Annotated in this window: 15 protein-coding genes; 4 read left to right on the plus strand and 11 right to left on the minus strand. The window is 71.7% G+C overall.

The window, feature by feature from the left end:
• Positions 1 to 10: 10 nt before the first annotated feature.
• Together AC1DIW_RS08280 and AC1DIW_RS08285 are read right to left on the minus strand one after the other, a co-directional pair.
• Positions 11 to 982, minus strand: coding sequence for an NADPH:quinone oxidoreductase family protein (locus tag AC1DIW_RS08280; RefSeq protein ID WP_478107316.1), 972 nt, complete (start codon positions 980 to 982; stop codon positions 11 to 13).
• Positions 983 to 995: 13 nt separating this feature from the next.
• On the minus strand, positions 996 to 3,293 hold the full coding sequence (locus AC1DIW_RS08285; protein ID WP_478107318.1) for an exo-beta-d-1,3/1,6-glucosidase: 2,298 nt from the start codon (positions 3,291 to 3,293) through the stop codon (positions 996 to 998).
• A gap of 65 nt (positions 3,294 to 3,358) precedes the next feature.
• Between AC1DIW_RS08285 and AC1DIW_RS08290 the strand changes: the two genes are divergently transcribed.
• Positions 3,359 to 4,624 (plus strand): DUF4921 family protein, encoded by a 1,266-nt coding sequence (locus AC1DIW_RS08290; protein ID WP_478107320.1) that lies wholly within the window; start codon positions 3,359 to 3,361, stop codon positions 4,622 to 4,624.
• A 26-nt stretch (positions 4,625 to 4,650) separates the two neighbouring features.
• Here the strand turns inward: AC1DIW_RS08290 and AC1DIW_RS08295 are convergent, their stop codons facing one another.
• From AC1DIW_RS08295 to AC1DIW_RS08305, 3 genes are all read right to left on the minus strand, one after another.
• On the minus strand, positions 4,651 to 4,986 hold the full coding sequence (locus tag AC1DIW_RS08295; protein WP_478107322.1) for a DUF3072 domain-containing protein: 336 nt from the start codon (positions 4,984 to 4,986) through the stop codon (positions 4,651 to 4,653).
• A 96-nt stretch (positions 4,987 to 5,082) separates the two neighbouring features.
• Complete coding sequence (locus tag AC1DIW_RS08300; RefSeq protein WP_478107324.1) at positions 5,083 to 6,402, minus strand: HNH endonuclease signature motif containing protein; 1,320 nt, start codon at positions 6,400 to 6,402, stop codon at positions 5,083 to 5,085.
• 124 nt (positions 6,403 to 6,526) lie between these two features.
• Positions 6,527 to 7,972, minus strand: coding sequence for a flavin-containing monooxygenase (locus tag AC1DIW_RS08305; protein WP_478107326.1), 1,446 nt, complete (start codon positions 7,970 to 7,972; stop codon positions 6,527 to 6,529).
• 87 nt (positions 7,973 to 8,059) lie between these two features.
• Between AC1DIW_RS08305 and AC1DIW_RS08310 the strand changes: the two genes are divergently transcribed.
• Complete coding sequence (locus AC1DIW_RS08310; protein WP_478107328.1) at positions 8,060 to 10,081, plus strand: oxidoreductase; 2,022 nt, start codon at positions 8,060 to 8,062, stop codon at positions 10,079 to 10,081.
• On the opposite strand, the gene AC1DIW_RS08315 is transcribed toward AC1DIW_RS08310, so the two are convergent.
• The 4 genes from AC1DIW_RS08315 to AC1DIW_RS08330 are packed head-to-tail and all read right to left on the minus strand — an operon-like array spanning position 10,078 to position 13,847.
• Complete coding sequence (locus AC1DIW_RS08315; RefSeq protein ID WP_478107330.1) at positions 10,078 to 11,367, minus strand: glycosyltransferase; 1,290 nt, start codon at positions 11,365 to 11,367, stop codon at positions 10,078 to 10,080. The two genes, AC1DIW_RS08310 and AC1DIW_RS08315, sit on opposite strands and share 4 nt — an antisense overlap.
• A 1-nt stretch (position 11,368) precedes the next feature.
• Positions 11,369 to 12,403: an LLM class flavin-dependent oxidoreductase gene (locus AC1DIW_RS08320; RefSeq protein ID WP_478107332.1), complete on the minus strand. Its 1,035-nt coding sequence runs from the start codon at positions 12,401 to 12,403 to the stop codon at positions 11,369 to 11,371.
• On the minus strand, positions 12,400 to 12,942 hold the full coding sequence (locus AC1DIW_RS08325; RefSeq protein ID WP_442277456.1) for a 2'-5' RNA ligase family protein: 543 nt from the start codon (positions 12,940 to 12,942) through the stop codon (positions 12,400 to 12,402). Before AC1DIW_RS08325 ends, AC1DIW_RS08320 begins: the two co-directional genes overlap by 4 nt.
• Before the next feature lie 2 nt (positions 12,943 to 12,944).
• Complete coding sequence (locus tag AC1DIW_RS08330) at positions 12,945 to 13,847, minus strand: P-loop NTPase family protein (protein ID WP_478107333.1); 903 nt, start codon at positions 13,845 to 13,847, stop codon at positions 12,945 to 12,947.
• Positions 13,848 to 13,902: 55 nt separating this feature from the next.
• Between AC1DIW_RS08330 and AC1DIW_RS08335 the strand changes: the two genes are divergently transcribed.
• Positions 13,903 to 14,421 (plus strand): PH domain-containing protein, encoded by a 519-nt coding sequence (locus tag AC1DIW_RS08335; protein ID WP_478107335.1) that lies wholly within the window; start codon positions 13,903 to 13,905, stop codon positions 14,419 to 14,421.
• Positions 14,418 to 15,908: a PH domain-containing protein gene (locus tag AC1DIW_RS08340; protein ID WP_478107337.1), complete on the plus strand. Its 1,491-nt coding sequence runs from the start codon at positions 14,418 to 14,420 to the stop codon at positions 15,906 to 15,908. Before AC1DIW_RS08335 ends, AC1DIW_RS08340 begins: the two co-directional genes overlap by 4 nt.
• Before the next feature lie 148 nt (positions 15,909 to 16,056).
• Here the strand turns inward: AC1DIW_RS08340 and AC1DIW_RS08345 are convergent, their stop codons facing one another.
• Positions 16,057 to 17,865: a BCCT family transporter gene (locus AC1DIW_RS08345; protein WP_478107339.1), complete on the minus strand. Its 1,809-nt coding sequence runs from the start codon at positions 17,863 to 17,865 to the stop codon at positions 16,057 to 16,059.
• Positions 17,866 to 18,132: 267 nt separating this feature from the next.
• A complete protein-coding gene (locus AC1DIW_RS08350; protein WP_478107341.1) occupies positions 18,133 to 19,554 on the minus strand; it encodes a cation:dicarboxylate symporter family transporter in 1,422 nt (473 codons plus the stop codon).
• Between the last annotated feature and the right edge of the window lie 66 nt (positions 19,555 to 19,620).

Genomic DNA, 19,620 nt, shown 5'->3' on the forward strand with positions numbered 1-19,620 from the left:
ACGCCCCAACCTACTGGCGGATGGTCAGGGTCACCTTGCCGTGCGCGCGGCGCTCGTCGATCTCGGCGAGGGCACCAGCGACGTCGTCGAGCGGGTGACGCGTGCCGATGGGCGGCGCGAGCTGGCCGGACTCCAGGAGCGGCAGGATCGCCTCCCACTGGGTGCGGAGGTAGCTGGGGTCCGGCGTCCAGAAGGCGCCCCAGCCGACGCCGATGACGCTGAGGTTGTTGAGGAGCAGCCGGTTGACCTTGACCTCGGGGATCTGCCCGGCGGTGAAACCGATGACGAGCAGACGGCCCTCAGGGGCGAGGCTTCGCAGGCTGTCCGTGAAGCGGTCGCCGCCGACCGGGTCGACGACGACGTCGACGCCGCGGCCCTGCGTGAGCTCCTTGACGCCCTCGAGGAAGCCGTCGGCGAGCAGGATGTGGTGGGCCCCGGCGGCCCGGGCCGTCTCGATCTTGTCCTCGGACGAGACGACGGCGATGACACGGGCGTCCATGGCGCGGGCCAGCTGGATGGCCGCCGTGCCGATGCCGCCGGCGGCGCCGTGGACGAGGACGTCCTCGCCGCGCTCGAGCTGGCCGCGGCGGGTCAGGGCGAAGTGGACGGTGAGGTAGTTCATCGGCAGGGCGGCGCCGACCTCGAACGACACGTCGTCGGGCAGCGGGAAGACCATGGCCGCGGGCACGGCGACCGTCTCGGCGAAGGCGCCGAGGACGGGAAAGGCTGCGACGCGGTCGCCCGGGCCGAACCCGGTGCCCTCGCCGGCCTCCCGCACGACGCCGGCGCACTCCGCGCCCGGCACGAACGGCAGGTTCGGGCGCATCTGGTAGAGCCCGCGGCTCATGAGCACGTCCGGGAAGCTCACCCCGGCCTCGTGCACGTCGACGAGGACGTCGCCGGCTTCGAGGGTGGGCTCGGGCGCGTCCTCGACGGTGACGGCGGCGGGTCCTTCGAGGCTCGTGATGCGCGCTGCTCTCATGCCACGACCCTAGTCAGGAGGCGGCCTCCGGGGTGATGGTGAAGGTCACACGCATCAGGTCGGCGTCGCGCGAGCTCGGGCCGACGGCGAGCTCGAACTCCCCCGGCTCGACGACCCGGCGGCCCGCGGCGTCGACGATGGAGCAGGCCGCGGCCGGGACCTCGACGCGCGTCGTGACCGACTCCCCCGCTGGCACCGTCACGCGGCGGAACGCCTTGAGCTCCTTGGCCGCCCACGTGACGCTCGAGACGACATCGGTGACGTAGGCCTGCACGACTTCGTATGCCGTCCGCTCGCCGGTGTTGGTCAGGGTGACCTGGGCGGCCACGACGTCGTCGGGCGAGAGGTCGCTCGCCTCGAGGCTCAGGTCGGACCACTCGACGGTCGTGTAGGTCATCCCCTCGCCGAAGACGAACTGCGGCTCCTGCGTCAGGTCGGCATAGCGGTGGCCGTGCTGGCCGCGGACCTGGTTGTAGTAGGTCGGTTGCTGGCCGACGTGCCGCGGGACCGAGAGGGGCAGGCGTCCCATCGGCTCGATGTGGCCGAGGACGAACTCGGCGATGGCGCGGCCGCCGCGCATGCCGGGGCTGAAGGCCTCGATGACCGCCGCTGCGCGCAGCGCGCTGGGCGGCAGGACGTTGGGCTTGGAGTGCAGCAGCACGACGACGACCGGGGTGCCGGTGCCGTCGAGCGCGTCGACCAACGCGTCGAGCAGGGCCACCTGGCCGCCCTGCAGGTCGAGGGTCGCCGTCGAGCAGCCTTCTCCCGTCAGGGCGATCGTGTCGCCGAGGACGACGACGGCAAGGTCCGCGGCGCGGGCTGCTGCGACTGCCTCGTCCAGCTGGTCAGGGTCGGTGGGGGCCGCCACGGAGACGGGAGGGCGGGGCTGTCCGTCGGGGAAGAGCGGGCCCTCGGGGTCGGGAACGAGGATCTCGATCTCGGCGCCGCGGGCGTGGGTGACGGACCAGGTTGCGGGCACGACCGACCGGAAGCCGTCCAGGACGGTCTCGACGGTCTCGCGGGGGTGGCCGTCTGGCATCCAGTCGACCTGGCCGGACGCACCGGCCCAGTCCCCGAGATTGGCCTGGGGGTCGTCGGCGTTGGGTCCGAGGACGGCCACCGTGCGCGGGAGGTCGCTCACGGCATACGGCAGCGTGCCGTCGTTGGTGAGGAGCACGAGCGAGCGCCGGGCGACCTCGAGATTGAGCGCCGCGTGCTCGGCGCAGCCGATGACGAGGTGCTGGCGCTCGGCGTCCGGCGGGCGGGGGTGCTCGAAGAGGCCGAGCTCGAGCTTGAGCCGCAGGACGCGACGCGCGGCCTCGTCGACGTGGCGTTCGTCGAGCAGGCCGCGGGTGACGGCCTCCTGCGCGGCCTCGAAGAAGGCGGGCGTCGTCATGACGAGGTCGTTGCCGGCGCGGACCGCCACGGTCGCGGCCTCGACGTCGTCGGCGCACACCTGCTGCTCCCAGACCATCCGGCCGACGTTGTCCCAGTCGGTGACGAGCGTGCCGGTGAAGCCCCACTCCCCCTTGAGCACCTCGTCGAGCAGCCAGCCGTTCGCCGTGACGGGGACGCCGTCGATGGCCTGATAGCCGAGCATGAACGTGCGGCAGCCCTCCCGGACCGCGCGCTCGAACGGCGGCAGGAACCACGACGTGAGCTTGCGCCGGCTGAGGTCGGCCTCGCTGGCGTCGCGTCCTCCCTGGGTCTCGGAGTAGCCGGCGAAGTGCTTGGCACACGCGAGCACCGCTGTGGGGTCGTCGAGTCCGTCACCCTGGTAGCCGCGGATCATCGCGGCGCCGAGCTCGCCGATGAGGTGCGGGTCCTCGCCGAAGGTCTCGCCGACCCGTCCCCAGCGCAGGTCGCGGGTGATGCAGAGCACCGGCGAGAAGGTCCAGTGGATGCCGGTCGCCGAGACCTCGACCGCGGTGGCACGCGCGGCACGCTCCACGAGACCGGGGTCCCACGAGCAGGCCATGGCGAGCTGGGTCGGGAAGATCGTCGCTCCCGGCCAGAACGAGTGGCCGTGGATGCAGTCGTCGGCAGTGAGCAGGGGGATGCCGAGGCGGGTCTGCCCGGCCAGCGCGATGGCCTCGATCATCCGTTCGGGCGAGGCGTGGAGGATCGAACCGGCGAGCTTGGTGCCGACGATGTGGTCGAGGTCGCCCCGCGCGTCGAGCTGGAGCATCTGGCCGACCTTCTCGGCGAGGGTCATCCGGCCGAGCAGGTCGTCGAGGCGCTCCGCCACGGGCCGTGACGGGTCCCGGTAGGGCGCGCTGCTGGTCTGGTGTCGTGCGTCGTCGGCGGCCACGGATCGACGCTAGCCCAAGCCGTCACCTGCCTGCGCCGACCATCCGCGCCACCTAGTCTGAAGAGGTGATCGAGCCGCTGACCCGCCTGCCCGACGGGACCATCAAGCAGGTGAACCCGATCACGGGCACGAAGGTGTGGACCCTGCCCGGGCGGGGGGCGAGGCCCACGGGGCTGCCCGGCCACCACCCCCTGCCGATCGACCCCGACGACCACGACCGCCACTGCGCCTTCTGCTGGGGTCGCATGCTCGAGACGACCCCAGAGATCGCCCGCCTCGTCCATGGGGACGGTCGTTGGGACGACCTGCGCGGCGTGCTCGCCGAGGACCTCGGCAGGACCGACGCCCAGTTCCGCCTCATCCCCAACCTCTTCGAGATCCTCAGCTACGACTACTGGCACCTGGCCCACGGCTGGGAGCCCACGGCCGAGTCCCGAGCCCGGCGCACGGCATACCTCTCGACCCCGGCTGGACGCGAGCACGTCACCGCCCTTGCGCGCATCCGGATGCGGGCGCGCGGCACCGCGGGGGCGGACGCCGAACCGCTCGCCGAGGACGACCTCGAGCGCGAGGCGGTCGGCCTCTTCGCGGGCAACCACCAGGTGGTCATCGCCCGGCGGCACTACGTCGACGACGCCACGGACGACTCGCAGCTCGCCGGTTCGGGCACGCTGACACCCGAGGAGCACTGCAAATACATGGAGTTCACGATCCGGGCCATGCACGACCTCTACCGCGACAACGAGTGCGCACGGTACGTGTCGGTCTTCCAGAACTGGCTGGAGCCGGCCGGTGCGTCGTTCAACCACCTGCACAAGCAGGTCGTCGCGATCGACGAGCTCGGGGCCCAGAAGGAGCGGGAGGTCGAGCGCCTCCGCGCCGAGCCCGACCTGTTCGCCCGCTGGGGCGCGGAGTATGCCGCCACGCAGGGCCTCGTCGTCGCCCGCACCGAGCACGCGGTGGCATTCGCCGGCGTCGGGCACCGCTACCCGGCGCTCGTCGTGCACGTCACTGACGGTGAGGGGTGCCCGTGGGAGCTGACCGAGGACCAGGTGCGCGGCTTCTCCGACCTCGTCCACGCCTGCCACGCAGCGACCGGGGTGCACATCCCCTCGAACGAGGAGTGGCACCACCGGCCGCCGTCCGTCGATGTCCCGATGCCGTTGCGGGCCGTGCTCAAGTGGCGCATCTCGACCCTGGCCGGCTTCGAGGGTGGGACGCAGATCTACGTCAACACGATCGACCCGTGGGCGGTCCACGACCGGGCCGTCGCGCAGCTGCGTGAGCTCGCGGCGGACGGACTCATCTCGGACCGCGTCGAGATCGTCTGATCGGCCCGGTCACGCCCCACGGGAACTCAGATCTGGCTGCCGTGACCCTCGATCCGGCCGACGTTGCCGTCCGCGCCGATGGGGCCGGTGCCGCTGTCGGCACTGTCGGAGCCTCGACCCGTCACCTGCTGGAGGCGGTCGATGTGCTCTGAGGCCTGGGCCTTGGTGAGGTCGCCCGGCAGGGTTTCCCCGGCCTCGCGGGCCAGGGTCTCGAGGTAGCTGCGCTGCGCGCCGGTCATCGCCTCGTCGCCGGTCACCCAGTCCTCGGGGTCCTTGACCGCGGAGTCTCCGCCGGGTCCCGCACTCGCGGGGTTGGTGGCACCGATGACGTCGTCGCTCGAAGGTGTGTTCGATTCGCTCATGTCCCGCTCGTACCCACTTCACGCCCGATGAGCACGGGCGAGCCACCGCTGGACGAAACGCCCGAGGCCCGGACTGGGTCGGTCGCCGGTCGTCGGTCAGAAGGGCGGTGGGTCCGGATCGTCGGCACCGACGGGGCGGGGCTCGCGCAGGCCGGCACGCCAGTCCTTCGGTCTGGTGACATAGCGGCGACCGGCCGTCGTGGTCCACTCGAGTCCGTCGTCGTCGACAGGCTCGGACCGCCAGATGCCGGCGGTCTTGAGGTTGTGGTGGAAGCGCTCCTTGGCGTGCAGGTTGCCAATGGCCGTCGGCCCCGACGGCCAAGGAGTCTCATGGTCGAGGTCGCAGCGACGGGCGAGCACTTCACAGCCGGGACCCCGGCACACCCCGTCGACGGCGCGCACGTGCTCGACCATCTCGCGTGTGGGTCGATAGGAGGCACTCGGAGCGCTCAGGGCGCGGCCGGTCCGGATGTCGACCGGCAGCGTGCGCCACACGGAGCCGGCACGCGTCATGATCTCGCGGGCGTGCCGTGCGGTCACCCAGCCGTGTCCGGGCAGCTCACAGGCCGCGTCGCTCGTGCCGACGGCCACCTCGAACGGGACGACCAGCCACGCCATGGCGGGTGCGCCGGCGCCGGCCGCAGCCGTGGCGGCGTCGAGGGGTCCGTGGAGCAGCGCATGGGCTGCGAGGTCGGATCGGAGCTGGTCCAGGGAGCGGGGGTCACCGGCGCTGCGCCGCTCACGAGCCGCGGCGTCAAGACGGTCGAGGACGGCCGCGATGACATCACCGGAACCCACCAGGGTCAACGAACCCATCCCGTCCCCGGTCTGGCGTCCGAAGACCCCGCGTCGGCTCCGCGCATGGTCACGCCGCTCATCCGAGCCCCGCTGGTCGACGGACGCGATCGCCCGGCGCAGGCGCGTGACGAACGTGCGTTGGGGCACCGGCTGACCGTCACGGCTGGGTGCCAGGACCGCGGCCTCGACCGTCGCGACATCGGCGTCGGGAAGCTGCGCCGTCTCCGAGACCACCTGGAGGGCGCGATGCAACGACAGCTCTCCGTCACGCATCGCCTGACGGATGACTCGATGCCGGCGCGGCGCCGTGGCGAGGTCGAGACGCCTTGCCACCTCGCCAGCGCCGACCCCGGTCGCAAGGGCGATCTCGTCCGCCACGATGCGGTCGGTCGAGACGTGGACCGACGCGGCCGCGACCTGTTGGGTCTCGACGGAGTGGAGGGCGGCGTACGCGTCGATGAGGTCCGCCTCGACCTTCGCCTTCTCGACCTCGAGCGCCTCGATCTCACGCAGGAGGTGGTCGCCCTCGATCGTGAGGTCAATCTGGAGATGGGCCTTGGTGTAGCCGTCGTCCAGCGGTGGGGCCGCGACGCGCGGTGAGCTGACAAACGGCGTCACACCGGCCCCCTCACCCCTCGGACGAACACCACCCCAGTCCTTCAATTAGAACATATGAACGAGTGGAAGGATAGGGCTCATCCACGTCTATGGACAGCCGGGTTCGCTTGCGGGACAAGGCGCCTCAGCGCGCGAAGGCCATGGACTCCGTGACGTCGCTGCGGAGCATGTCGCGCCGGTCGAGCAAGTAGTTCTGGCGCATCAGCCAGGGTGCGGCGTCCCCCTGCTGGGGCAGATCGTCCTCGGCGCGCCGGACATAGCCCGACGCGAGCGGCAGCAGTGGCTGGCCCGCCATTCCCTCCGGAGCGTGCGGCGTGGCCACCCGCCACGCGTTCTGCTCCATGTGGCCCAGCAGCCGGCACACGTAGCGGCTCGCGAGGTCGGCGCGCAGCGTCCACGAGGCGTTGACGTAGCCGACGCACACCGCGAGGTTCGGCACTCCGGCGAACATGAGCCCGCGATACACCGTGAGGTCACCGGTCGCCCGGGCCTGCCCGTCGACCGTGATGGCGATGCCGCCGGCGAGCCTGATCCGGAGCCCGGTTGCCGTCACGACGATGTCGGCATCGAGCTCGCGCCCCGAGTGGAGGCGTATGCCGTATGGCTCGAACGTCTCGATCGTGCCGGTGACGACGTGGGCCCGTCCACTGCGCACGGCCTCGAAGAGGTCACCGTCGGGGACGACGCAGAGGCGCTGGTCCCAGGGGTCGTAGGTGGGGGTGAAGTGGTCGGCGACGAGGTCCGTCGAGCCCAGCGACTTCGCGGCACCCTTGGACAGCAAGGACTTCATGACCGCGGGGCGACGGCGGCTCAGCTCGTAGACGCCCATCGTGCCGAGGACGTTCTTGTAGCGCGCCGCGGTGCCGGCAGCTCGCGCGGGCAGGACCTTCTGCATGACGTCGCGGACCCGGTCCTGGCGCGGCAGCGACGCGATCCACGTCGGCGTGCGCTGGAGCATCGTCACGTCGGCACCGGCCTCGGCGAGCGAGGGCACGAGGGTCACGGCCGTGGCTCCCGATCCGATGACGACGACCTTGCGACCCGTGACGTCGAGGTCGTCGGGCCAGAACTGCGGGTGCACGACCTGTCCCTGGAAGGACTCGAGGCCGGGCAGCTGCGGGTCGTGCGGCCGCTCGTAGTCGTAGTAGCCGCTGCAGAGGTAGAGGAACCCGCACGTCAGCTGCTGACGCGCGCCGTCGCGCTCGACCGTGACCGTCCAGCGCGCCTCCTCGCTCGACCAGGACGCTGCGACGACCTGGTGGCCCAGACGGATCCGATCGGCGATGCCGTGCTTCTCCGCGGTCCGGCGCAGGTAGTCGAGGATCTTCGGCCCGTCGGCGATCGCGTCGGGGTCGGTCCACGGCTCGAACGGGAAGCCGAGCGTCATCATGTCGGAGTCGGATCGGACGCCGGGGTAGCGGAAGAGGTCCCAGGTGCCGCCCAGGGAGTCCCGCGCCTCGAGGATCGCCCAGGTGCGCGAGGGGCTCATGGTCGACAGACGGTAGCCCGCGCCGATGCCGGAGAGGCCGGCTCCGACGACGAGGACGTCCAGGTGCTCGAGATCGCTCACCTCGCCATTCTCACCCACGCGTCCCGGACTGTGACGCTGGCCGCCTGACCGGCTACCGGACGGTAACCAGCGGCTACCCTCGGGCGGGTGACGACGGCATACCCCCACCTGCTCGAACCGCTCGACCTCGGCTTCACGACGCTGCGCAACCGCGTCGTCATGGGCTCGATGCACACGGGCCTCGAGGACCGCGCGAAGGACTTCGACCGGCTCGCGGCCTACTACGCCGAGCGCGCGAGGGGCGGCGTCGGGCTCATCGTCACGGGCGGCTTCGCCCCCAACCTGGCCGGCGCCCTCTACCCCGGCGGCTCGGTCCTCGTGTCCGAGCGCCAGACGCGCCGCCACCGGGTCATCACGAACGCCGTGCACCGCGAGGGCGGCAAGATCGCCCTCCAGATCCTGCACGCGGGCCGCTACGCCTACCACCCGCTCGCCGTCTCGGCGTCGGCCGTGAAGTCCCCGATCTCGCGCTTCACCCCGCGGGCACTCAGCGCGCGCGGCGTCCGGAGCACGGTCACGGCATACGCCCGCTGTGCGCGCCTGGCGCGCGAGGCCGGCTACGACGGCGTCGAGATCATGGGCTCCGAGGGCTACCTCATCAACCAGTTCCTCGCGCCGCGCACCAACCAGCGCACCGACGAGTGGGGCGGCTCGCCCGAGAACCGTCGCCGTCTGGCCGTCGAGGTCGTCCGCGCCGTGCGCGCTGCCGCGGGTCCCGATTTCGTCGTCGTCTACCGCCTGTCGATGCTCGACCTCGTGCCCGACGGACAGTCCTGGGAGGAGGTCGTCGCCCTGGCCCACGAGGTCGAGGCAGCGGGCGCGACGATCATCAACACCGGAATCGGCTGGCACGAGGCCCGCGTCCCGACGATCGTCACCTCGGTGCCGCGCGGCGCGTTCACGCGCGTCACCGCGAAGCTGCGCCCCGAGGTGGGCATCCCGGTCGTCACGAGCAACCGCATCTCGATGCCCGACCTCGCCGAGCAGGTCATCGCCGACGGCAGCGCCGACCTCGTCTCGATGGCGCGCCCCTTCCTCGCCGACCCCGGCTGGGTCGCCAAGACCGCGACCGACCGCGCCGACGAGATCAACACGTGCATCGCCTGCAACCAGGCCTGCCTCGACCACACCTTCGCCAAGCAGACGGCGACGTGCCTCGTGAACCCGCGCGCCGTCCGCGAGACGACGCTCGTGCTCGCTCCGACCCGCCGCTCCAAGCACGTGGCCGTCGTCGGCGCCGGGCCCGCTGGCCTCGCCACCGCGGTCGCCCTTGACGAGCGTGGCCACCGCGTCGAGCTCTTCGAGGCCGCCGATGACCTCGGCGGACAGTTCGCCCTCGCCCTGCGGATCCCCGGCAAGGAGGAGTTCGCCGAGACGATCCGCTACTACCGCAGGCGGCTCGAGCTCGGCGGCGTCAAGGTCCATCTCGGCCGCCGTGCAGAGGTCGACGACCTCACCGAGTTCGACGAGGTCGTCGTCGCCACCGGTGTCGAGCCGCGCCTGCCCGACGTGCCCGGCATCGACCACCCGAAGGTCGTGACGTATGCCGCCGCCATCCGCGGCGAGGCGCCGCTGGGTGAGCGCGTGGCCGTCATGGGCGCCGGCGGAATCGGCGTCGACGTCAGCGAGCTGCTCACGCACGTCGAGTCCCCGATGAGCGTCGATCAATGGATGGCCGAGTGGGGGGTCGGGGAGCCGGACGCGTCTCGCGGCGGGCTCGTCGAGCCGCACCCGTCTCCGTCACCGCGCGAGGTGCACCTGCTCCAGCGCAAGACCACGCCGATCGGCAAGGGTCTGGGCAGGACCACCGGCTGGGTGCACCGGGCAGCGTTGAAGGCCAAGGGAGTCCACCACCACGTCGGCGTCAACTACGAGCGCATCGACGACGCGGGCCTGCACATCACCCACGGCGAGGACCGCACGGACCCGCAGGTGCTCGACGTCGACACCATCGTCGTGTGCACCGGCCAGGAGCCGGTCAACACGCTCGGCCCGGAGCTCGCGGCCGCGGGAGTCACGGTGCACGTCATCGGCGGCGCCGACGTCGCGGCGGAGCTCGACGCCAAGCGCGCGATCCGACAGGGCACCGAGCTCGCCGCGACGCTCTAGACGACTCCCCCGAGGTAGGCGTCGACGAGGCGGGCCGCGTCGCCGGCACCGTCCTCGGCACGGACCCGCTCACCGAGGGCGTATGCCGCTGCGCGCACCCCCGGCGACAGCGCGACCTCGAGCGCCTGCCGCAGCCGGGCGGCCGTCAGGTCCTTGCGGGCGATGGGCGCGGCGGCGACGCCGAGGTCGGCCATCCTCCTGCCCCAGTAGGGCTGGTCGGCAGCATGCGCGACCACGACCTGCGGCACGCCCGCACGCACGGCCGCAGCCGTGGTCCCGGACCCGCCGTGGTGGACGACGACGGAGCACCTCGGGAAGAGCACGTCGTGCCGTGCGTGGCGGATCCCCAGGATGTCGGCCGCCGCAGCAGGGGCCCCCACGCGCACCGACAGCCCGGCAAGACCCTCGCTGACGACGCCGCGCACTCCCAGTCGACCGAGCACGGCCGCGACGTCGCGCACCACGGCGCCGGGGTCCGGCGTCGGCATCGACCCGAAGCCGACGTAGACGGGCGGGGCGCCCCCGGCGAGGAACGCCTCGAGGTCCGGGTGCAGCGGCTCGTCGGAGGTGTCGTCACGCACCCAGTAGCCGGTCTGACGCAGCGCCGGCGGCCAGTCGGCTGCGGGCGGGACGACGCACGGGCTCGCCGCCAGCAGCGTCGGGGTCGTCTCGGCCGCAGCGGCGTACGCCCGGAAGTGCTGTCGTGGCAGTCCTCTTCGCGCCCGCACGACGTCGCCCGAGGGACGGAAGAGGTCGAAGGCCACGCGCCCGGCGAGGCTGCTCCACGCGAGGTTCATCGGGGACGAGGCGCGCGGTCGGAGCGCCAGCGCGACCGAGGCGCCGTGCGCGCTCGGCCAGACGGGGGCGAACACGGCGTAGAGGTGCGGCTTGACGGGCCCCCGTCGGCCGCCGGGCGTCAGCAGCGCGTCGACGAGGTCGAAGGTCAGGGCGCCGGACACGACAGCGTCCGCCTCCTCAACGAGGCAGGAGACGTCGCTCGCGAGGGCGCCGGCAGTCGCCGCCATGACCTGCCGCATGAGCCGGGCCTCCCGCACCTGGGTGCGGGCGGACCCTCGGAGCGAGTCCCGCCCGAGCCCCTCCCGCAGCGGCGCCTCGAGGTCGAACGACAGGGGCTCGAAGTCGACGCCGCTGCCGGCCGCGACATGACCGAGGTCGGCGGGCGCGGCGAGCGACACGGCATACCCCATCCGTCGCAGGCGCTGGCCGAGCGCGACGAGCGGTTGCACGTCACCGCGGGACCCCATGCCCAGCAGCAGGATCCGCACGTCAGCCCTCGCCGAGCTGCGCGCGGACGCGCGGCACGACCTCCTCGGCGTAGAGCCGGATGCACTCCATCCGCTGGTCGTGCGGGAGGGTGCCGAAGGAGTACTTCAGCTGGAAGCGTGAGAGTCCCAGCACCTGCACGGTGTCGACGATCTTGGCCGCGACCGTCTCGGGCGACCCGCAGTAGACCGCCCCGTCCGGGCCGAGCTGCTGCAGCGCCTGCTCCCTGCCCATGGGCGCCCAGCGACGTTCGCGGCCGAGCTTGTTCATGTAGGGCAGGAAGTGCGGCATGAACTCCTCGCTCGCCTGCTCGTCGGTCGCTGCGACGTAACCGGGCGAGTGCACACCGATCGGCAGCTCGGGCTTGCCCATCTCGGACAGGGCACGTCGGTAGAGGTCGGCGAGTGGGGCGAACTGGCGGGCCGACCCACCGATGATCGCGATGACGACCGGAAAACCGTAGTGCGCGGCACGGACCACGGACTGTGGCGTGCCGCCAACGCCCACCCAGACGGGCAGATGGCCGGACTCCGTTGCGGGCATGACCTTCTCGACCCGCACCGGCGGCCGGATCGAGCCTTCCCAGCGGACCGGCTGCTCGGCGACGACGGCCGCGAGCAGGTCGAGCTTCTCCTCGAAGAGCGTCTCGTAGTCCCCGAGGTCGAGGCCGAAGAGCGGGAACGACTCGATGAACGACCCACGCCCGACCGTGATCTCGGCGCGTCCGCCGCTGATCGCGTCGACGGTCGAGAAGCGCTGGAAGACGCGGATCGGGTCGTCGCTCGAGAGCACCGTGACCGACGTGCCGAGCCGGATCCGCTCGGTGCGACCTGCGAGGCCGGCGAGCAGCACGTCCGGCGCGCTGACGGCGTAGTCGTCGCGGTGGTGCTCGCCGATGCCGAAGAAGTCGAGGCCGAGGCGGTCGGCGAGCTCGCCCTCTGCCAGCACCTCCCGGATCACCGTGGCCGGGTGCAGCGGCGTGCCGTCCGGACCGTTGGCGATGTCTCCGAAGGTGTCGAGGCCGAGTTCGAGGCTCATGGGCCCATCGTAGGTATGCCGCCGACCACCCACGTGCGCCCGGCGTCCGGGTCCCAGCGCCGCACCGACTCGATGGTTCCGTCGAGCGGCGGCACCGTGCCGAGGACGGCGAGGGCCGCGCCGACCTGCTCCACGGCCAGTCCCCGCGCGATGGTCACGTGCGGCGTCCAGCAGTCCACGCGCACCCGCTCCGGGATGTCGGGCGCCGCCTCCATCGCGCCGGCGACCGCCCGGTGGAGCGCCAGCAGCTGGGCCGTGGGCACGACCAGCCGCGCGAGCACGAAGCGCCGCGAACCCATGACGAGGAGCGGACCGAGCCGCACCGGCACGGGTCGCATCCCCGCCAACGCGTGGACGATCCGCGCCTCGACGGCCTCGGGGACGCTGCCGGCGGCCGACAGCGTCAGGTGCGGGGCGTTCGTCGTCCCCTGGTGCCGGGCCTGGCTGGGCAGACCCGCGTCGGCGAGCGCCGTCCACTCACGACGCACCTGCGTGTCCGTGTCGGCGTCGAGCACCCCCTCGACCGAGTGGAGCGGCATGCTCAGGCGACCGGCTGCGCTTCGGGCGCCGCCGGTCGCTGGGCCGCTCGCCGCGCTCCTCGGTCGACGTTGAGGCCGAGGCCGAGGTGCTCGGCGACGAACGCGCGGATGACGGCCTCGTGCTCGTGCCACCGCCCGTCTCCCACCGGCACGACGACCATCGGCAGGTCGAGGGTGTCGAGGACCTCCAGCTCCATCTCCCGGCGTCGTCGCATGAACTCGACGTAGCCCTCGAATCCGCTGAGTCCGCAACGGAGTCCGAGCCCTTGGCGCGTGTGGTAGGTCACGACGAAGTCGAGCCACTCGGCGGGGCGTTCCGACGCCGCGCGCTCGAGGGCGGGCAGCGGGTCGCCGGCGTCGAGGTAGACGAGGGCGGGAGCGTGCGACCGGACGGCATCGACGAGCCCGGCGACGTGGCGCGTCAGCACGTCGACCGGCTGGTCGGCGCGGGCGACGAGGGCGCAGACCGGGTTCTGGAGCAGGACGCACTCCCAGACGTGGACGACATCGAGAGTCGTGGCGCCGAACCGACGCCAGCTCTCGGTGAGCACCTGCGAGTGGAGCTCGGCGGAGACGTCCCCGTCGTAGGCGTCGTGCAGACGGAGTCGCTCGACCAGCTCGGGCGGGAGACCCTCGTGCTGCTGCTCGCGCACCACCCACGCGTCACCGAGCGGCTCAGCCGCCCGGAGGAGCGCCTGCGAAGCCTGGGGCGACTCGGCCGCGATCGCGAGCAGGTCGCCACGGCTGAGGACGGCCACCTGCTCGAAGTCGACGGGATGGTCGGTCCGACCCTCGGCCCAGTGCTCCGCCGCGACCTGCTGGTCGGCGAGCCACGCCGCGATGGCGTGGGAGGTGGTGCTCTTGCCCGATCCGGGGAGTCCTTCGACCATGACGAGCGCGCTCACGGCACCCACCGTATGCCTCGGTGCGTCCGTCGGGATCGTGTGACACCGTGGGGCCGTGGAACCAGCCGACGTGCCCGTTGACCGGGGGCCTGTGCTCCGCGAGCCGGCCCACCGGGTCTCGCGCCGTGCCGTCCTCATGTGGACGATCCAGGCCCTCGCAGTGCTCGCCGTGCTGCTCGCCGGACAGGTCGTGTGGTGGCTCGTCGACGACAACCCCTCACGATCGCTGCACTGGATCGTGGGTGCGGTCTGGCTCGTGGCCGGGGCGGCGTATGCCGTCGCGATGCCCCAGTGGCGCTACCGCGTGCACCGTTGGGAGGCGACGTCGCGAGCGATCTACACCCAGAGCGGCTGGCTCCGGCAGGAACGCCGCATCGCCCCGCTGAGCCGGGTGCAGACGGTCGACCTCGAGCGCGGCCCCGTCGCCCAGCTGCTCGGTCTGGCGTCGGTGACCATCACGACCGCCTCGGCCGCCGGCCCCGTCACCATCCACGGGCTGGACCTGCCCGTCGCCCACGAGCTCGTCGACGCCCTCACGGCGGCAGCCGTGGCCGAGACCGGCGATGCGACGTGAACGACGACACCGACGGGTGGCGCCGGCTCGACGCGCGGATGCTGCTCGTCCACCCGCTCGAGACGCTGATCCGCTTCCTCCCCGCTCTGCTGGCGGTCGTGATCTTCCGGTCCGGCTCCGACACCAACGACCGCTGGGAGCTGTATGCCATCCCGCTCATCGTCGCCTTCGGCGTCCTGCGCTGGCTGACCACCCGCTACCGCATCGCCGACGGCCAGATCGAACTCCGGCGGGGCCTGTTCACGAAGCAGACCACGACCGCGCGGCTCGACAAGGTGCGCACCATCGACCTCACGGCCCGGGTCTACCACCGGCTGCTCGGACTGGCCAAGGTCGAGGTCTCGACGGCCGGCGGCCACCACGACCGGCTCGTCCTCGACGCGCTGGGCGTCGACGCCGGGCGCCGGCTCCGGGCCGAGCTGCTGCACCGCCTCGACCCCGCCGTGACCGGACTCCCCGCGCCGACCGGCGCACCCATGGCGGTCGACGACGTGCCACGCGAGGCACCGCCTCCCGTCGACGACGAGCTGCTCCTGCGCCTCGACCCCATGTGGATCCGCTACGCCCCGCTCACGGTCACCGGACTCGCGAGCGCCGCCGCGATCGTCGGCTTCGCCACGCAGGGCTTCTCGCGCTTCTCGCAGGAGCGGTCGGTCTTCCGCGACGGCGCCTCGCTCGTGTCGCGGTTGTCGTGGTGGGCCGACGTGCTGCTCCTGCTCGGCATCGTGTCGCTGCTGGCGGTCGGTGCGTACGTCCTGACCTTCTGGGGCTTCCGCCTGACCCGCAACCGGCTGGGCACCCTGCACACGCGCCGCGGCCTGCTGACCAGCCGCGAGACGAGCATCGACGCCGCCCGCGTGCGCGGCATCCGGCTCGACGAGCCGCTCGGCCTGCGCCTCGCCGGAGCCCGCCGGCTCAAGGTCGTCACCTCAGGGCTGCTGCGCGAGCAGGGCGGCTCCGACTGGCTGTGCCCGCCCGCGCCCGCCGACGTCGTCACGCCACTCGCCCTGCGCATCCGACCCGACGAGGCCGCCGTGTCGGGGCCGCTGACGCCGCACGGCCCAGCCGCCCGGCGACGCCGTCTGACCCGCGCGGTCGCGCCCGCCACACTCGTCGCCGTGGCCCTCGTCGCCGCCCGACTCCTCTGGGACTGGCACGGCTCGCTGCTCGTCCTCGTGCCGCTGCTCCTCGTCGGCGCGGTCGCCCTGGGTCAGGACCGCTACCGCGCCCTGGGGCACACCGTGACTCCGGGCCACCTCGTGTCGCGCCACGGCTCGCTCGACCGGCAGCGCATCGTGCTCGACCGCGACGGCATCATCGGCTGGAAGGTCGAGCAGTCGTTCTTCCAGCGGCGCGTCGGCGTCGCGACGCTCGTCGCCACCACGGCGGCGGGCGCACAGCACTACGACGTCGTCGACGTGCCGCTCGAGCAGGCGTATGCCGTCCTGGCGCACGTCAGTCCGGACCTGCTCGCCGACTTCGCCTGAGCCGCCGGCCTCCACCGCGGTCGAGTGGCCCGGTGCGCCGACGGACCGCCACGAGCCGTCCGGCTGCGCTGTCGTCGTGCTCAGCACCCAGCCGCGTCGGGTCTCGTGGCGGTCCGTCAGGTCAGGCAGACGGCATACGAACCAACCGTCAGAGGCGCATGGACGCGCCGACCTTCTGGGTCTGCTCGTCGACCGCACCGCCGAGGCCGTCCTCGGCCGCGACGTCGCTCGCCGCGACCGGTTCGGTCTGGACCATCTCGCCGACTCCCTCGCCCGGCGCGGTCTCCTGGACCGTGAGCGAGAAGTCGTCGCCGTGCTCACTGACGCCCGCGACGACGGCGTGCTCGACGGCCGCGACGGCATACTGCCGCCGAACGACCTGCGGGTCACGCCTGAGGTCCCTCACGAGGGCGACGGCCAGCCCGACCATGATGACGAGGAAGGGCAGCGCCGCGACGATCGTGACGTTCTGCAGGCCGGACAGGGCGTCCTCACCGCCGATGAGCAGCATGACCGCAGCGACGGCACCGGTGGCACCGCCCCAGAAGATCACGGTCTTCTTCGACGGCTCGAGCGTGCCCTTCTCCGAGAGCGTGCCCATGACGATCGACGCTGCGTCGGCACCCGACACGAAGAAGATCGCAACGAGGAGCATGACCACGATGGCCGTCACCGTCGGCCAGGGCAGGTTGCCGAGCATCGCGAAGAGCGAGCCCTCCGGCGAGGACTGGGCGGCGATGTCCTTGCCACCCTGCTGCTGCGCGATGCCGGCGCCACCGAAGATGGCGAACCAGATGAGCGAGACGACCGACGGCACGAGCAGCACGCCCGAGACGAACTGGCGGATCGTGCGGCCGCGTGAGATCCGGGCGATGAACATGCCGACGAAGGGCGTCCAGCTGACCCACCACGCCCAGTAGAAGATCGTCCAGCCGGCCAGCCACTGCTTCATGCCGTTGCCGCCCGCGGCGTCGGTGCGCGCCGACATCATCGCGAGGTCCTTGAAGTAGGAGCCGATCGTGGTCGGGACGAGGTTGAGGATGAAGACCGTCGGGCCGACGACGAAGACGAACAGGGCCAGCGCGAGCGCGAGCACCATGTTGATGTTGGACAGCCACTGGATGCCCTTCTCGATGCCGGACACGGCCGAGAGGATGAAGCAGACGGTGAGCACGACGATGATGGCGATGAGCACCGCGTTGCCGACCTTGCCGATGCCGGCGACGATCTGCAGGCCGGAGCCGATCTGCAGGGCACCGAGGCCGAGCGAGGTGGCGGAGCCGAAGAGCGTCGCGAAGATCGCGAAGATGTCGATGACCTTGCCGGCCGGGCCGTTGGCGCGCTTCTCACCGAAGAGCGGCGCGAAGGCCGAGCTGATGAGCAGCGAGCGGCCCTTGCGGAAGACGCCGTAGGCGATGGCGAGGCCGACGACGGCGTAGATCGCCCACGGGTGCAGCGACCAGTGGAACATCGTCGTCGCCATGGCGGTCTGGACGGCGGCGGGGTTGCCCGCCGCGCCGGTCCCGGGCGGCGGCTTCACGAAGTGCGTGAGCGGCTCGGTGACGCCGTAGAACATCAGGCCGATGCCCATGCCGGCGGAGAACATCATCGCCACCCACGACGACGTGCGGAACTCGGGAGCCTCGCCGTCACCGCCGAGCGGGATGTTGCCGTACTTGCTCGCCGCCAGCCAGATGACGAAGACGACGAAGCCGGACGCGACGAGCGAGAAGAGCCAGCCGGTGTTGTGGACGACGAACTCGAGGCCCGCAGAGGCGCTCGTGCTCAGGCTCTCGGTGCTGAGGGCGCCCCAGAGGACGAAGGCGATGGCCACCACGGCAGCAACACCGAAGACGACCTTGTCGACTCGGGAACGCGGGGCATCCTCGTGGTTCACGGGTGGTGGCTCGAGCGCCGGGTGCAGCACGTCGTCGGGACTCTTGGTCAGTTCACTCATACGTCATGGACGGCACCCGACGAAGGCGCCGTCTGTCTCCTCACAGTTACGTGTCACAGATGTCTCGGGGAAACGTCCACTGTGTCGAAGGTGGGTGGACCTGCGCAAAACGAGCGGTGCGTCGCGTCGGTGCCCACGGCATACGCCCCCGTGGATCTCGTTGTATGCCAGTGGCTTCCGAGCCGCTTACACGGTTGAGTGAGATGGCCCACGACAAATGCCGAAAGGCCACGAACCGGTTCGGTTCGCGGCCTTTCGACGGCGCGGTCAGCGGGCGGAGCCGACCAGCTCGGGCTCGTGACCAGGGGCGCCCGGGGCACCTGCCACGCCCGGGGCGCGGCCGTCGGAGACGATGTCGTCGTCGTGGTCGAGCATGCTCGACTCGTCGAAGCGGTCCTGTCCGGCCAGGACGCGAGCTGCCTTCTCCTTGTCGATCTCGCCGACCCAGGTGCCGATGAGGACGGTCGCGATCGCGTTGCCGGCGAAGTTCGTCAGGGCGCGCGCCTCGCTCATGAGGCGGTCGATGCCGACGATGAAGCCGACGCCCGGCACGAGGTCGGGGCGGTGGGACTGCAGGCCACCGGCGAGGGTGGCGAGGCCGGCGCCGCTGACGCCCGCAGCGCCCTTGCTCGCGATGATCATGAAGACGAGCAGGCCGATCTGCTGGCCGATGCTGAACGGCTTGTCCATCGCCTCGGCGATGAAGAGGCTCGCCATCGTCAGGTAGATCGCGGTGCCGTCGAGGTTGAAGGAGTAGCCGGTCGGCACGGTGATGCCGACGACCGGGCGGGAGACGCCGAGGTGCTCCATCTTGGCGATGAGGCGGGGCAGGGCCGACTCCGACGACGACGTCGACAGGATGAGGAGGAACTCGCGGCCGAGGTACTTGAGCAACGACCAGACCCCGAAACCGGTGACGACCTTGAGGATGGTGCCGAGGAAGAGGAAGACGAAGATCGCGCACGTCGCGTAGAAGGCGACCATGAGCAGGCCCAGGCTCTTGAGCGAGCCGATGCCGGTCGCGCCGACGAGGGCGGCCATGGCACCGAAGGCGCCGATCGGGGCGACCCACATCACCATCGCCATGAGCCGGAAGACGAGGCGCTCGAGGTGCTTGATCCCGAGGAGGATCGGCTCACCGGCGCGGCCCATGCTCTGCAGCGCGAAGCCGACGAGCAGCGCGATGAGCAGTGCCTGGAGCACCGAGCCCGACGTCAGCGCGGAGACGAGCGTGTCGGGGATGAGGCCGAGGACGAAGTCGACGGCTCCCTCGGACTTCGCCGCGATCTGCGCCTGGCCCGACTTGGCGACGGCGGCCGTGAGGTCGAGGCCCGCACCGGGCTTGACGATGTTGCCGACGACGAGCCCGATCCCCAGGGCGACGGTCGACATGGTGATGAAGTAGGCGAGGGCGAGACCGCCGACCTTGCCGACCTGCGCGGCGCGTCGCACCGAGCCGATGCCGAGGACGATGGTGCAGAAGATGATCGGCGTGATCATCATCTTGATGAGGTTGACGAAGCCGGTCCCGAGGGGCTTGAGGCTCTTGCCGACCTCGGGGAAGGCCCAGCCGACGAGGATGCCGGCGACCATCGCCACGATGACGGCGATGTAGAGGAAATGGGTGCGGTCGCGCTTGGGAGCCGAGCCCGGGCGGGCGTCGACGGCGCTGTCGGCGGTGGAACTCACGGTGACCTCCGTTGGCTGGGTCCACGCGCTGGGCACGGGACCGGTGATGTGACGAGGCTGCCGCCC

The sequence above is a fragment of the Terrabacter sp. 01T434 genome (assembly GCF_056398545.1).

Bases quoted from the DNA above. Each gene is read 5' to 3' on its own strand.
- AC1DIW_RS08325 (WP_442277456.1), bottom strand. From the start codon at position 12,942: ATGCCGCTCCACTCGGTCGAGGGGGTGCTCGACGCCGACACGGACACG.
- AC1DIW_RS08280 (WP_478107316.1), bottom strand. From the start codon at position 982: ATGAGAGCAGCGCGCATCACGAGCCTCGAAGGACCCGCCGCCGTCACC.
- AC1DIW_RS08295 (WP_478107322.1), bottom strand. From the start codon at position 4,986: ATGAGCGAATCGAACACACCTTCGAGCGACGACGTCATCGGTGCCACC.
- AC1DIW_RS08345 (WP_478107339.1), bottom strand. From the start codon at position 17,865: ATGAGTGAACTGACCAAGAGTCCCGACGACGTGCTGCACCCGGCGCTC.
- AC1DIW_RS08320 (WP_478107332.1), bottom strand. From the start codon at position 12,403: ATGAGCCTCGAACTCGGCCTCGACACCTTCGGAGACATCGCCAACGGT.